The organism is Noviherbaspirillum album (assembly GCF_035916955.1).
GTDB lineage: Bacteria > Pseudomonadota > Gammaproteobacteria > Burkholderiales > Burkholderiaceae_D > Noviherbaspirillum > Noviherbaspirillum album.
Genome location: NZ_JAWIIV010000025.1, coordinates 62,341 through 76,368, shown reverse-complemented (window position 1 = coordinate 76,368; position 14,028 = coordinate 62,341). Strand labels below are relative to the sequence as shown.

Below are 14,028 nucleotides of genomic sequence, written 5' to 3'. Positions count from 1 at the left end.
CTTGCTGTTCTAACAGGCTGTTGAAAAACGATTTCTCCATCCGCTTTTTTGGGTTTTCAAGGGTGCTTAATCCATTATTGATGACCTCAAAAAATCGCTTGCAGGGCGTTTTAAGCGGCCAGGATTCTTCGTACTTTCATCTGCAAAAGGCTTTTCAACAGCCTGTTAGTGCGGCAGGTCGCCTTGGAACGGGGGCATTGGCCGGGGTTACTACACTTGGCTATAGCGGCATTTTGATCGGCCCGCCGGTCATCGGGTTTCTTGCACAATTTTCAGGGATGCAGTCCGCATTATTATTCGTCGGATTGATGTGTGTTTTAATTTCGGTTTCTGCAAGAAGGGCGTCGCAGTTAAGATGATCTCTTTCCATTACAAGAAAGCTCTCTAACGCTCATAGAGCCGGGAGCTCAAAGTAGAATTAGAAGGCTTTTTTCGGGAGGGTAGTTCTGCCCTGATGATGGGCGCCATTATGCATTTTTGACGGAGACGGGTCTGCCAAAGGCATTCCACAGGTTGATGAGGTTGGCGATGATGATGCCCTCGCGTTGCTGGGATTCGGTTTTCTGCATCAGCAGTGCGCAGTCGATGCGGCGCTTAATGCGCGAGATCTGCGCTTCGGCCAGGGAGCGCGCGCCATAGCCGTATCTTTTGTGAAAAGCATAGACGTTGCCTTTGTTCTTGATGTATCGAACGATTTGATCGTGCCATGTGGTGTTTTCCTGGCCATGCACCACGGCGTGCGTCGGCAACGGAATTACCGGCAGCACGCCCGCCGTGAACAGGGCCTCGCCCAGTTCGATGCTGTAGTAGGCGCCATCGGCGATCACCCTGATGATCGGAGTATGGGCGGGCATGACCAGATCCATCCCGGCGCTTTCGACACCTCGCTGTCAGTGATGGCGATGCCATGCATGTTCATCTCCGGATCGATCGACAGATACATCTTGCGCCACGGTTTGCGGATCGCCCTCTTGCCGTATTTGACTTCGTACCATTGACTGGCTCATCCAAAGCGCAGGCCGCTGCTGTCGATGATAATGCTTATGCTTCCAGTTGCTGGCCACCGTACAAAACAAGGATGCCGAATCGATCCTTGGTGAATCCGGACCGGCCGGTCAGCTCAAAAAGATGCTCGCTGAGCGCATGCTGGCGGCCGAACTGGCGCACCATTTAGCCAGCGAAGGCGAGTCCAGCAAGAACCACCGCAACGGCACGTCGCCCAAGAAGGTACTGGCACCGGGTGGCCAACTGGAGCTGGATGTGCCGCGCGACCGGCTCTCGAGCTTCGAGCCCAAGTTGGTGGCCAAACACCAGCGGCGCATGCCATGTCATCTCCATGACATGTTTAAAGCGTAAAAAGCAGGAACACGTCTGGCGGATTACGAGCGGCGTGTCGAGCAGCTTTTTCGATTCAATCACCGCGGCAATGCGTTATCACCGGAAACAATGGATACTTCATTTGCTTCTGCCTTGAGCATAACCGGTCTGTCATTCACTGCAACGACATATCACCAGGAAGTCATGACACTGGTTTTCCGCCTGGGTCTGGCGACCGGGCTCGGCGCGTTTCTGGGTTACGGCCGCCGGGGAGCGTCGTGTATAAAGCCGTACGCCTTGACCTCGCTGGGAGCGGCCGGCTACGTCTCCCTGTTTCTGCAGTTGGGGGTTTCCAACGCCGAACTGGGACGCCAGCTTGCGGAAACGCTTGCCTGGATCGGACCCGCTGCCTCGGCGGCACTGGTCTGGTTCTGGTTAGAGAAGAAACCCGCGGCATGTCAAATTGTGCTCTGGACCAGCGTTGCCATCGTGGCCGGGGGATTTGCCGCTCTCGGTGCAATTGAAGCGTCAATAATTCTCGTGCTTGCTTCGCTGGCAATCGAGTTTATCGTTCGTCGTGCCGTCATGCGCTAGTTGAGATCAAGCGTGCTCACCATGTCTCAGTGCGGTCCGGCCAGTTAACCAGTAGCTTCACTTCATCTCGTGGATTGATGCAGGTATTGAGGTATTGCAGGTATGCGAGCTTGCACGCGCTGTCACCTACCCGTCATCTTCAGCTTATAGACTTGTCGACAGATTGCCGGGAGGGGTCCCGGGTCACGACAAGGACACTATCCATGAGAAGCCTTCATATCGTTGCGGCATGCAGTATGGCTGCGATTGCAGTTGCCTGTTCCAACAGTGACGATGCAGCCGTCGTCGCACCCGCGCCGGCACCTTCGCAAGCGCCGATTAGCGTCAAGATAATCGGTTTCAATGACTACCACGGCAATCTCGAGTCGCCCGGGACTTTCGGTGCCACGGCTACGGTGCCTGCGGCGGAACGTCCACCAGTTGGCGGTGCAGACTATCTCGCCGCACATGTCGCCAAACTCAAAAGCCAGAACCCGTTGAATGTAGTCGTCGGCGCGGGTGACTTCATTGGCGCGAGTCCTTTGGTATCGGCGGCCTTCCATGACGAGCCGGCGATTGAAACGCTCAATCGGATCGGTCTCGAATTCAATGCGGTCGGCAACCATGAATTCGACAAAGGCAGCGCCGAACTGCTCCGCCTGCAGAACGGCGGATGCAAGATCACGAACAACCAGACCGATGCCAACAGTTGCAAGGGCGCGGCAGTGGGCACGCCGGTTCCGTTTGAAGGGGCGAAATTCAAATGGTTGTCCGCCAACGTCGTATCCAGCACAACCGGCAAGCCCCTGCTGCCGGCCTATGGCGTAAAGACCTTCAATGACGTAAAGGTCGCATTCATTGGCATGACGCTCAAGGCCACGCCCACCATCGTTACTCCAACCGGTGTTGCCGGCCTCGATTTCCGCGACGAGGCACAGACCGTCAATGCATTGATTCCTGAACTGCGCTCGCAAGGAATCGAGTCCGTTGTCGTACTGGTTCACGAGGGCGGCTTTCAAACCGGTAGCGTTTCCGACATCAACGGCTGCGAAGGCAACCTTGCCGGCTCCGCAATTGCCGCCATCGTCAGGCAGCTAGATGACGCGGTGGATCTGGTAGTCAGCGGCCATACACATTCGGCCTACAACTGCAAGCTGCCGAACGCCGCGGGCCGCCCCATCTCCGTGACCAGCGCAAGTTCGTTTGGGCGCCTGCTGACCGATATCGACGTCACGATCGACCCCGTGACGAAAAACATTACTTCGGTGGCTGCAACCAACCGGCTGGTATCTCGAAGCGATTCGACGGTCAAGGGCGATCCTGAAATTGCCAAGATCGTCGACGGTTATAAATCCCTGGTCTCCCCGGTCGCCAATGCGGTGATCGGCTCCATCGCCGCAGCGCTGCCGAATACCCGTGTCGATGGCGCCTGCAATATGCCGGCGGGCAATCTCATCGCCGACTCCCAGCTCGGTGCAACGCGAACTGCCGGATTCGGCAATGCTGTCATCGCATTCATGAACGGCGGCGGCGTGCGCAACCCGGGATTCACTTACGAGCAGAGCGCCGCCAATGAAGGAAACGGGAACATCACTTATGGAGAAGCGTTCACCGTGCAACCCTTCGGCAACAGCCTGGTCACCATGACGCTGACGGCAAAGGATATCAAGGACGTGCTCGAGGAGCAGTTCGCCGGGTGTCGCGGTCAAGGTGCGACAACCACACGCTTCATGATTCCGTCCAACGGGTTCAAGTACACCTGGGATGGCTCGAAGGCTTGCGATGCCCGTATCAGCAACGTCACGCTAACCGCAGGCGGGTCGACCGAAACCATCGTCGATGCTGGTGGCATTGTGCTTAATCCCGCCAAGACTTATCGGGTGACGGTCAATAATTTCATGGCGGATGGCGGAGACGGCTACTCGACATTCCGCAAGGGAAGCAACCGGCTCGGCGGCGCGCAAGACATCGATGCACTCGTCGCATTTCTGTCCCAATACAAGGCGCCAAGATCACCCTATGATCCGACCGGCGTCGCTGAAGATCGTGGAACGCCCCGCATTCAACGCGTCGGCAGCAGCGCGACCTGTCCAACCGGCGCAAATGTGAATCCTTGATCGAGTCGCAGGACGTTTAACTTCCTTGAAATCCCTGACTCGTTCGGGGATTTTTATCTTTGCAAAGCTATGAGTGCAAGACTAGACATGAGTCCTATATCCGCAGCATCGCGCGTCCTCATGGTACTTGCCATGGCGATGGCGCAAACCTGCTCGGTCGCAGCCGCTGAAGACGAGCGCGCCAGGCTGCTGGCGCGCGGCGAAGAAGCGTTGTCCGCTTCGCGCATCAACGATGCCTGGCTTGCGTTCGAGCGAGCCAGCAACATGAAACATGCGGTCGATGCCGAAACCGCAATCGTACGTACCTATATGCAGGCCGGCCAGTATCGCCGCGCGATCAGCTTTGCCGCCCATACCTCCGGCGTGCATGCGGGCGATCCGGCGGGCGTCGGCTTGTATGGCTGGCTGCTTCATCTCGGCGGCCAGCGTGCTGCGGCGGAACGCCTCCTGAGCGAGGCAAGCATTCGCTTGCCGGGCCAGCGTTTTCTTGGCGAAGTGCGCGCGGCGATTCGCGAGAATGCCGCGTTTCCCGAGCAGGATCCGCCTGCCGCGGCGGTACGGCTGTATCCATATGCGGAATCGAATGCCGGGGCGCGAAAGAGCGTGGTGGCCGGCACTGCCGTGCTTATCGACCAGGGAAGACATGCCATTGTCCCGACGGCCACCCTTGGCGGCGCGAGGACGGTCTGGCTGCGCAACGGAATGGGACAGACGCGGAAGGCAAGCGTGAAAACTCGCATCAAGTCGAAGGGACTTACCCTGCTCTCCCTGCATGCGCCCTTGCCTCTGCCGCAGGAATTGCAGATTGCCGCTTCCGATCCGTTTCCCGGCAGCGTGGGTTATGTGGCCGAGTACGCCGCCAATACCAGGCCGACGCCCGCGTGGCCGGTGCTGCATGTCGGCTTTCTCGGTCTGCCTTTGGAAAACTCGGCGGACAGAGCGCTGGGTGTGGACGTGCCGCGCGGCCCGCGCGGTGGTGCTCTATTCGATTCCACGGGGCGCCTTGCTGGAATCGCGGTCAAAGGCAATGACGGTTCTGATCAGGCGGTGCTGATCAACGACTTGCGCAAGCATCTGACGAAGTGGCTTCCGGCGGCCCACAGTCCTCTCGAAACATCGAAGCCATCGGCGGATCTGGTCTATGAGACGGCACTTCAGACAACGCTCCAAGTCCTACGGGAATAGTCGCGGCGCCAGCAAGTTCTGCCGGGCCGCCTTCCGTGTCGGCAGGGCGGCCGTCTCGAAGCCTTATCCTGTATGGTGCCCTATTTGGCGCCTTATTTCTTGTAGATGCCGGCACCGACGATTACGTCATCGGCTTTTTCGACGTAGGTTGATTTTTTGTCTATTGCTTTGGAATTGGGATTCACCCACTTGTAATCAACCCAGCCGCTGCCCTTTGTTTTGGCGAGATCGGTGTAGTCCTTGACGAAAAGTTTGCCATCCGCATCCTTCAGTTCAATCAGATTTTTGCCGATCAATTTGCTGTTGGCGCCGTGCGAGAGCATCTTGCCCTGCATATCGCTCACAAAAACATAGAGCTCACCCTTGGTGAAAGCACCGGTCGGGTTGTTGAATTCAGCGAAGGCTTTATCCTTGCCGTTGTCCTTGATATAAGCCACCGCTTTTTTAACGATTGCCGTCGCGTCAGCGGCATCGTCAGCAAAGGCATGTGTCGAAATGGCAAAAGCGGCAAAGGCAAGCGCGGCGTATTTGATCTTCATAGTGTCTCGGCAGTTGTAAAGTTTATTCGTTAATCGTTGCTGCAAAGAAATAGTATGCCCTTATCACGCAGTTGTCACGCTTTGTGCGGATACTGGGCATTTCTGCAACAGGATCAACGGCGGAGACAAAATGGCGCCGGTATAGCATAGTGTTCTAACCGTGCTGTTAGTCAAACGCCACGACAGGAATAATTGCGCCATTCGGTATGGCAAGAATTGCACGACTGTACGATAAGTCTTCTCAATTTACCCAGGCTATCCAAGGAGACCTCGATGCGTGCAACAACCAGCTCTGCCAAACCCAAGACTTCCGCGGTATCGAAGACCGCCAGCAAGACGGCGAAACCGGCCAAGGTATACGACGCCATTGCCTTGCTTAAGGAAGATCACAAAAAGGTTAAGAAATTGTTTAAAGACTTCGCCAGGATGAAAGAGAAAGGCGGGGAGGACGAGAAGCAGGCGCTTGTCAAAACCATCTGCACGGAGTTGACCGTGCATACGCAAATTGAAGAGGAAATTTTCTATCCGGCCGTCCGCAAGGCAGTCGACGACAAGGACTTGATGAACGAAGCGGAGGTTGAGCACGCAAGCGCAAAAGACCTGATCAAGCAGATCCAGGCGATGCCTGTTTCAGACATGTACTATGGCGCCAAAGTCACCGTACTGGGCGAGTATGTCGATCATCATGTCGAAGAAGAACAAAATGAAATGTTCAAGAAGGCTCGCAAGGCGAAGGTCGACATGGAAAAACTTGGCAAAAAAATGGCAGCTCGAAAGCGTGCCATCCTGCGGGAGCTTGACGTCGAAGCTTGATGATCAGGCCACGTTGCAGGATATTTCTCGCCGTCGTCGGCAATACCATCCGCGCCAGGCCGCTTTCGATTGAAGCACAAGCGGCCGTGCGCTGAATGACGCAGGAACTACAGCGCGTCGGAGGGATGGCAAGCGTTTTGCAATTCCCCCTACCTCCGCTTGATTCCATTCAGCCTTGCATTGCGCAGGTCGACTTATACCAATCCCAAGTCATAACATGACAAATGAGATCGATGATTTTTTCGCCTGGCGAGGCCGAGGTGCGGATCAGGAATCCATAGCGGGCCATGGATGACGAGCGCAACGCGGCCAGACGGAAAAAGACGCGATCTCATGTCATGGAATGACTTGGGATTGGTATATTAGTCCGGTCTGGCTTGAAGAGTCGCTTGTCCCTGATTGATCTGTTCAAGGGCCAGCAGGAGTTCGTACCACTTCTCGAACGACTCCAGGCTGGTGAAATAAAAGAAGCTGGACTTCGGTTGCGGGCTGTCGGGCTGTTCGGTGTTCATGGAACGTACTTGGCGAAATGAAAGGAAGCTGTGTGACCTAAGCAGGTCCGAATCGTTCCCGTGAGCAATTTTACAAGCTATTGAAACTGCAAACTTTGTCGAGGCTTTCGACTCCTACCTATCCCCGAAGGATAGGATACGCAGATGGACGCATGGAATGATGGCGATCGGGTAATTTGGCGGCTATATATCGCTCCCGGCAAAACTGATCACGTACCTTGCATCGTGCGCGAAGTCATGCTGCACAGGGTGAAGGTGGAGATTGCCAATATTGTCGACGGCGAGACCATACGGGTAACACGCTTGGTCGCCCCGAAAAATCTTGTTTCGCGAACGCAGCATATTCCCGAGGTCGACGGAAATTAATGTTGGCAAACGGGATTGTCGCTGCATTCAGCAGGCGAGGCGCAATGGCCGGCTTACTTTAGCTGTTCGGCCCACGATGCCGTGTACTCGAGATCCGGCACGACAGGCGCCGGCTCGTCGCCTATACGCCAGCCTGACCGCTCTTTCATGTCTTCGCCGGCTCGTGCTTCCACGACTTTGCGCCCTGCCGTCCGCTCGTATTCTGCTGCCCGACCGGGAATCATAGATGACCACTTCTCGCTCGACGCGGCATTCCTGAAGGCCAAGAGCTTATCTCTGCATTGGGAGATGATGTTCACCCGACCGCTGTTTCGTACATGCGGTTTGGGGGCGCAGCACCGGATTCTCTATAGAGTCGCCGGCCCGGTTGACCAAGGCTTGCTGAGAACAACCATGACCAGGACCTTCCGCTCCATGAATGCCGCTTCCTTGCGAGAAGGGTAATGACTGATCGAGGCTGGAGAAATGATCGGCAAAATTGCCGATGCGGACAACGCCCAGGACGTCGTCGTACCGACATCCGATGATGTTTCTCCTAACCTCCCGAGTTGGAATTCGCTGAACTTCACGAACATGTCTCGGTGCGGTTGATGTAAATTCAGCCGCACCGAGTCCCCGTTCGAATCATTGCGGGTTTTCCATTTCCAGATCGTCCTCAAGCCCGGCCGCGATCCTGTGCGGCATATGCTCTGCCGACGTTTCCATCGTTCATTTCGGGGCTTCCGCGGAAGCTCCCTTCTGCGGGTATTCCAATAGCAACCGTTGCGCCAGGATCGGCATTGGGCATCGCTCAGCTTGTCGTTCCCGTAGTTGCGGTTGGTTCGGGTGTTGTCGTTCCCGTAGTTGCGGTTGATTCAGGTGTTGTCGTTGGTGTTGTCGTTGGTGTTGTCGTTGGTGTCGTCGTCGGTGTCGTCGTCGGTGTCGTCGTCGGTGTCGTCGTCGGTGTCGTCGTCGGTGTCGTCGTCGGTGTCGTCGTCGGTGTCGTCGTCGGTGTCGTCGTCGGTGTAGCCGCTGGTGGCGTTGCCGGTGTAGCCGCTGGTGGCGTTGCCGGTGTAGCCGCTGGTGGCGTTGCCGGTGTAGCCGCTGGTGGCGTTGCCGGTGTAGCCGCCGGTGGCGTTGCTGGCCTTCCTTCTGATGCGGGACCTCGCCCTCCCGAAGGCCCTGAGGCCGCCGGCGCTGGCGTTACCGACGGTGTGGCGGACATGGGAGGTGTTCCTGCCGGAGCGGCCGGCGCGCGCGATGACGTTGCCGGCTCTGCATCGCCGGTCTTGGTGCCTGCCCATGCCCCGCCGCGGCCGCCGGTGTCGGACCAGGTTCCCACGAATACGCCGTCCGGCTGCACGACTCCGGTCAGGGTTCGTCCTGTTGCCGGGGTGGTGAGCGCGATCGTGCCATCGTCCCTGACGGTCCCGCTCAGCGGAACAGGTGCTCCACCGGTGTCGGCGCCGCTCAGCGAACCGGTCACCACGCCGGCGGTATTCACGGTCAATGCCACGCTGGCTGCCGGCGTGCTCGGCGCGGCCGGGTCGCGACCGGTCGAAAGCGTGGCAGACCAATCTCCCGTGAAGTCGGACTCAGCGGTTGTCGCGATCGGTGCGGTTACCGTATTCGTCGTCCCCTTGCCGAAGCGGTCGGACATCGCGGACGCTCCCTTGCTCAGCGATTTCGGCAGCGTTCTTGCGTCGTAGTAGGCGGCTTCCGCGGGCGCGACAGGCGTCCGGTCGACCGCCGTGCCGTCTACCTTGCCGTCGGTGAGATCCCTCGCAAGCTGCTCGGTAACTCCCAGTGCCGGCGGCGTTGCGCTTGTGGCTGCCTCGGGCCGACGCTTGGCCGCCGCCTTTGCGAGCCCGCCCAGCACCGTTGCCGCCACACCGTAGCGATTGGCCGGCAATGCATTTTCCGGGCTGCTGGTATCCACCGGCGTCGGCAAGCTTTTCACCGAGCTCAATTGCAGCTGCGGTTCCAGATTGGCATTGATCGCGGTCCGCACCGCCTCATTGGCGGCCCTTACCTGTTCCGCGGTCAAGCCGTTCAGTTCTGCCGCCGAGCGGGCGGCGGCGTCGCCCGATACGGTTCCTGTCGCCGGCGATCTGAAATTGTTCAGTGCGTAGCGGTAGGCGGATTCGGTCAGGGGGGACACGCCGATATTCTCTTCGAACCGGTCCACCAGCGCATGCAGGACCTGGCCCGGTCCGAAGTCAACCATCCGGTCCAAGCCTTCGTCGTAGTATTGGGCTCCGGGACGTCCCGTCAAGGTCAGCAACAACGGGCCGTCCGACGCGCGCGGGCGAATGGTGACCAGGCCGCGCTGCGGATCGGTCAAGGCGGAGCCGAGCACGGCGCCGTCGGAAAGACGCGTCACCGTCATCAGCGCGTTGACAACCTTGCCCTCGCCGCCGCCGGCACCGGCTCCTCCATCGCCTCCTCCGGATCCGCCGTCACCTCCTCCGGATCCGCCATCGCCTCCGCCGGACCCTCCCGATCCACCGCCACCGGATCCCGATCCGCCGCCGTCTCCCGATCCGCCGCCGCCGACCCCTTCACCGAAGCCGCCTCCCTGAATCGGAGAATTGCAGCTGCCCCCCGAGGTTTGCACGACGCCGCCCCAGCCGTCAGGGTACACCGCGTTGATGTCTCCGCTGAATCCCGTAGTGATGAAGCCGGCGCAGGGAAGGCTTTGCGTGCCGCCCGGGGCGGACGCCGCGGGAGCCCCGGCCGGCGTGGTCGCGCCGTTGCTTGCAGCGGGGGAATCACCGCCGCCGCCTCCGCAGGCCGTCAGTGCAAGAGCCGCGGCAAAAGTGGCGGGGTAGATTTGGCAAAGTCGATTCATCGCGTTCATGATTGCAGTTCCTTTATTGAAGAATGCCGTCCTTCATGGGAGACATTCGGCGGTACATTCAGTGGTAGCCGCGCCGGCTTGCATGCTTGTTCGCTTGCAGGCCATCACGTTGTTCGGCGGGCGCGCATGGAGCAACTATGGCAAGCGGGGACCAGCGGAAACAAGGTCGAGCGGAGCCAGGGGCACGGTGCCGGATTGCAGCGCCCGCACCGTCATGAAGGCCTGTCCGCCGCCCTCGCCTATCGGCTTCTGCACCAGCGGACGGCCGAATATCTCGGGTCTGAAAAACTTGTCCCGGTAACGGGACATGGGGTAATAGTCGGTCTGCTCGCCATCGGAACGATTGATGGTCCATCCGATCAGGCCGTCGGCATTTTTTGCGGCGTCGAAATAGCCGTCTTCATTCCACAGTACCCAGCGGCCGTCTCGGGTGGCGAACAGCGACATCAGCATTGCTCCATCCTGGACGCGCCGCCAGCGCAGGGTGCCGTCCGCCATCGCTACCACCAGCACGCGCCCGTCGGCGCTGACGTTGACCGCGCGCGCTTCCGTGGCAAGGGGGATCCGCCAGCGCTCGTAGCCGTCCGCCTCGATCCGGCGCAGCGTACGGCTCGTGGCCAGCAGGACGGCGGACTCGTCCGGCAGCATTGCAACCGCGCGTGAAATTTCCGTCGGCGCCATCGCTACCGGGCGACCCGCAACAGTGAGATCAAAGCTGTTTTCCCAGACGCTGACAGGAATGCGCCTGCCGACCGTCTTCGGCACCCGCTTCGCATCGCGCTCTCCGCGGGTCACATCACGACGATTCATGGAAAAGGAATATTTCGCCTCGCCAGGAGCGAAGCGCCAGGCAACGGTCCTGGCATCGTCGCTGATCGTGAGCAGGTCCGCTTCGAGGAACTGGGCGCTCTGCGGCGCGGCCATCATCTTCGCTTCCGCTCCGCGCACCACGCCCCAGCCCGGTTCCACGGTCGAGAACAATACCCGGTTGTCCGACAGCGGCAGCAAGTCCGTGATCGAGTTGGCAGCCGCGCGCGTTTCGCTGATTTCCCCTTGCGGCCAGCTGATACGCTTGATCACGAAATCATTCCTGCCACGGTATCCGGAGCCGGCCGCGTACAGGGCCGCGCCATCGCGCTGCCAGGCCACATTGCGCAGGTTGCCATGGCTTACATCGTCGAACACGAAGGACTTCGCCAGCTCCTGGTTTGTCACGTCGAAGACGTCAACCTGCACTTCACGGGCCGACTTGCGCGACAGGTAGCCGACCGCTAGAAGGTCGCCATCGGGAGAAAACTGGACGCCCCTCGGATCCGGCAGAGTCCCGCGCAGCGTGGCAAGCAGCCGGACCTCGCCGGCAATGCCATAGACGCGCACCGTACCGTTGGATACCGGCAGGGCAAGCAGGCCATTGCTTGACAGCGTGATGCTCCACGCATCGGCCGGCAAGCTCTCCTCGTGAACCAGGTCGCCTTGGTCATCGAATACACGGAATGCGGATGAGCCCGCGTATGCGGCAGCGAGCAGCATGCCGTCGGGCGACCATTGCAGCGACTTGATATCGCCGCCCCGCGCATCGACTGCCTTGAGGAAAGACATATTTCCCAGGTCATAGAAATAGATCCGATGCCGGCCACCGGGAGGCGCGGTAGTCCCGGCCAGCGCGAGCCTGCCTTGCGGCGATACGGCGGCGGCATAGAGCCGCCCGATATTTTCGGGTCCGACGGGGAGATGCAGCGTTTTCAGCAAGCGCCCGCTGGCGATGTCCCAGATGCGCGCGGTCTTGTCGTCCGATGCGGTGACGATGATTCTCTCGGCGGCGTCGGCTGCAATTTGGCGGATGGCCGCAGTATGCATGCCGGGATCAAGAGTCAGTACCGGCCCTTGCAAGCGTTCGGCCGCGCCGGTATTGGGAATTGCTGGACTTAAGGGAGTGATGGAAGAAACGGGAGCACGGCCGCTAGCTGCGACTGCGCCGGCAGCAGTGAACGCCGCTGTCATCATTAGGACGGCGGCGGCCTTGCGGGAAGAGATGCGTCTTGCATGACTGCAAAACAGATTGAGATGCACCATGTACTTCATTTCCCTGCATCAGCACTTGCCCACTACAAGGCGCAGGGCATGAACTGGCATGAAAAGCAATAAAGTACAGTGGACTCCTCAAAAGAATCCGAAGTTCATGTTTCTTACAAAAATGTCACTGCATAGGTCTGAATGCGCTGCCCTGAATGAGGCGCGCGCTTACGCTACCGGAAAGAACTCCCGACTTTAAAAATCCATTCCTGTTTTTTCACTATGTTCATCAGCACGCCGGGGGCGCCATGTAACCGATGCTTTTAAGCATCGGTTACATGGCGCCCCCGGCGTGCATTTTTTGTTCATCATGTTCACCCGGGCGGACCGGCGCGTACTTAGACGCCGCCCCGGCATGCAGATCAATTGCGATCAGTCTGCCTTGATATTGCGCGCCTGAACGATCTCCGACCATTTCGCCGATTCCGACTTCAGGTACTTGTCGAGTTCCGCCGGTGACGAGCCTACCGGCTCCGCTCCGATCTGCACGAAGCGCGCTTGCACGTCGGGCTGCTTCAAAGCCTTCACCAGTTCTTCGTTGATCCGTTTGACAATCGGTTGCGGCGTCTTTGCGGGAACGAAGACCGCGTACCAGCCGCTGAGCTCGTAGCCCTTGATACCTGCCTCGGCAACGGTCGGAACGTTCGGCAGCGCGCTCGAACGCTTCACGGTCGTCACGGCGAGCGGCTTGAGACGTCCGGAATCGATGTAAGGCTTGGCTGACGACACCGAATCGAACATCATGTCGACCTGGTGACCCATGAGATCCGTCACCGCCGGCGCACTGCCCTTGTACGGAACGTGAAGAATATCGACGTTGGCCATCGAAGCGAACAGCTCGCCGGCGAGGTGGATGGTGGTTCCGCTGCCGGCCGACGCAAAGGTCATCTTGCCGGGCTGCTGCTTCGCCAGCGCGACCAGTTCGGATACATTGTTCGCCTTGACGGTAGGATTGACCACCAGGACATTGGGCACGATGCCGACCAGGCTGACCGGCTCGAAATCCTTGATCGGATCATAGGAAAGCTTGGGATAAAGGCTAGGGTTGACCGCATGTCCGATGGACACGATCATCATCGTATAACCATCCGGCTCGGACCTGGCGACGGCCGTGGACCCGACCACGCCGCCGGCGCCGGGACGGTTTTCGATGACGATCGGCTGCTTCATGCTCTGCGACATTTTCTCGCCCAGGGTACGGGCCATGGTGTCCATCGCGCCGCCAGGCGTGAACGGCACTACCCACTTGATGGGTTTGCTTGGATAAGCGTCGGCAGCGGCAGCGGACAGTGCCGTGCCCAGTGCAATGCCGCCCAACAGGGCTTTGATGATCGAATGCTTGCTATTCATGTCTGCTGTTCCGGTAAGTTGTTTGAATGCTGCTTGAACATTGATTGAACATTGCCTAAGCGATGGATGATGGATGCCTTGCCAGCGGCGTGACCTTGATCTTCATGTAGGGAAACAAGGGCAGCGATGACAGCAGGCCATGCAGCTCGTCATTTGACTCGACATCGAATACGCTGTAATTCGCGTATTCGCCGACGACGCGGTACAGGTGAACCCATTTGCCGCTGCGCTGCAGGTCCTGCGCATACGCCTTTTCGCGCGACTTGATATCGTCGGCCACCGCCGGCGGCATATCGTGGGGTAGTGAGACATCCATCCGGACTAGAAACAGCATGATTCTTTCC

Annotated in this window: 13 protein-coding genes and 1 pseudogene; 7 read left to right on the top strand and 7 right to left on the bottom strand. The window is 58.9% G+C overall.

The window, feature by feature from the left end; all coding sequences use genetic code 11:
* Window positions 1–20: 20 nt before the first annotated feature.
* Window positions 21–359 carry a hypothetical protein gene (locus RY831_RS23340; RefSeq protein ID WP_326508780.1) on the top strand — a complete coding sequence of 113 codons (339 nt, stop codon included), beginning with the start codon at window positions 21–23 and terminating at the stop codon, window positions 357–359.
* A 108-nt stretch (window positions 360–467) separates the two neighbouring features.
* Here the strand turns inward: RY831_RS23340 and RY831_RS23335 are convergent, their stop codons facing one another.
* The gene (locus RY831_RS23335; RefSeq protein ID WP_326508779.1) at window positions 468–866 is read right to left on the bottom strand and encodes a hypothetical protein; all 399 of its coding nucleotides are present in this window, start codon (window positions 864–866) and stop codon (window positions 468–470) included.
* 184 nt (window positions 867–1,050) lie between these two features.
* Here RY831_RS23335 and RY831_RS23330 point away from each other — a divergent pair.
* The 4 genes and pseudogenes from RY831_RS23330 to RY831_RS23315 form a co-directional block, all read left to right on the top strand.
* A pseudogene (locus tag RY831_RS23330) lies at window positions 1,051–1,326 on the top strand (transposase); the annotation flags it as partial.
* A 120-nt stretch (window positions 1,327–1,446) separates the two neighbouring features.
* The gene (locus RY831_RS23325; RefSeq protein WP_326508778.1) at window positions 1,447–1,911 is read left to right on the top strand and encodes a hypothetical protein; all 465 of its coding nucleotides are present in this window, start codon (window positions 1,447–1,449) and stop codon (window positions 1,909–1,911) included.
* Between the two features lie 203 nt (window positions 1,912–2,114).
* Entirely contained in the window at window positions 2,115–4,007 is a 1,893-nt protein-coding gene (locus RY831_RS23320) for a bifunctional metallophosphatase/5'-nucleotidase (protein WP_326508777.1), read from the top strand.
* An 87-nt stretch (window positions 4,008–4,094) separates the two neighbouring features.
* On the top strand, window positions 4,095–5,192 hold the full coding sequence (locus RY831_RS23315; protein WP_326508776.1) for a hypothetical protein: 1,098 nt from the start codon (window positions 4,095–4,097) through the stop codon (window positions 5,190–5,192).
* 92 nt (window positions 5,193–5,284) lie between these two features.
* Here RY831_RS23315 and RY831_RS23310 read toward each other — a convergent pair whose 3' ends face one another.
* The gene (locus RY831_RS23310; protein ID WP_326508775.1) at window positions 5,285–5,731 is read right to left on the bottom strand and encodes a cache domain-containing protein; all 447 of its coding nucleotides are present in this window, start codon (window positions 5,729–5,731) and stop codon (window positions 5,285–5,287) included.
* 273 nt (window positions 5,732–6,004) lie between these two features.
* On the opposite strand from RY831_RS23310, the gene RY831_RS23305 reads away from it, so the two are divergent.
* Complete coding sequence (locus tag RY831_RS23305; protein WP_326508774.1) at window positions 6,005–6,544, top strand: hemerythrin domain-containing protein; 540 nt, start codon at window positions 6,005–6,007, stop codon at window positions 6,542–6,544.
* 362 nt (window positions 6,545–6,906) lie between these two features.
* Here RY831_RS23305 and RY831_RS23300 read toward each other — a convergent pair whose 3' ends face one another.
* On the bottom strand, window positions 6,907–7,056 hold the full coding sequence (locus RY831_RS23300) for a hypothetical protein (protein WP_326508773.1): 150 nt from the start codon (window positions 7,054–7,056) through the stop codon (window positions 6,907–6,909).
* A 144-nt stretch (window positions 7,057–7,200) separates the two neighbouring features.
* Between RY831_RS23300 and RY831_RS23295 the strand changes: the two genes are divergently transcribed.
* Window positions 7,201–7,422, top strand: a complete 222-nt coding sequence (locus RY831_RS23295) for a hypothetical protein (protein WP_326508772.1) — start codon at window positions 7,201–7,203, stop codon at window positions 7,420–7,422.
* A 790-nt stretch (window positions 7,423–8,212) separates the two neighbouring features.
* Here RY831_RS23295 and RY831_RS23290 read toward each other — a convergent pair.
* The 4 genes from RY831_RS23290 to catC all read right to left on the bottom strand — a co-directional run bounded on the left by RY831_RS23290 (window position 8,213) and on the right by catC (window position 14,018).
* Window positions 8,213–10,261, bottom strand: a complete 2,049-nt coding sequence (locus tag RY831_RS23290) for a hypothetical protein (RefSeq protein ID WP_326508771.1) — start codon at window positions 10,259–10,261, stop codon at window positions 8,213–8,215.
* A 135-nt stretch (window positions 10,262–10,396) separates the two neighbouring features.
* Window positions 10,397–12,334: a WD40 repeat domain-containing protein gene (locus RY831_RS23285; RefSeq protein ID WP_326508770.1), complete on the bottom strand. Its 1,938-nt coding sequence runs from the start codon at window positions 12,332–12,334 to the stop codon at window positions 10,397–10,399.
* Window positions 12,335–12,706: 372 nt separating this feature from the next.
* Window positions 12,707–13,684: a tripartite tricarboxylate transporter substrate binding protein gene (locus RY831_RS23280; RefSeq protein WP_326508769.1), complete on the bottom strand. Its 978-nt coding sequence runs from the start codon at window positions 13,682–13,684 to the stop codon at window positions 12,707–12,709.
* 55 nt (window positions 13,685–13,739) lie between these two features.
* Window positions 13,740–14,018 (bottom strand): muconolactone Delta-isomerase, encoded by a 279-nt coding sequence (catC, locus tag RY831_RS23275; protein ID WP_326508768.1) that lies wholly within the window; start codon window positions 14,016–14,018, stop codon window positions 13,740–13,742.
* Window positions 14,019–14,028 lie beyond the last annotated feature (10 nt).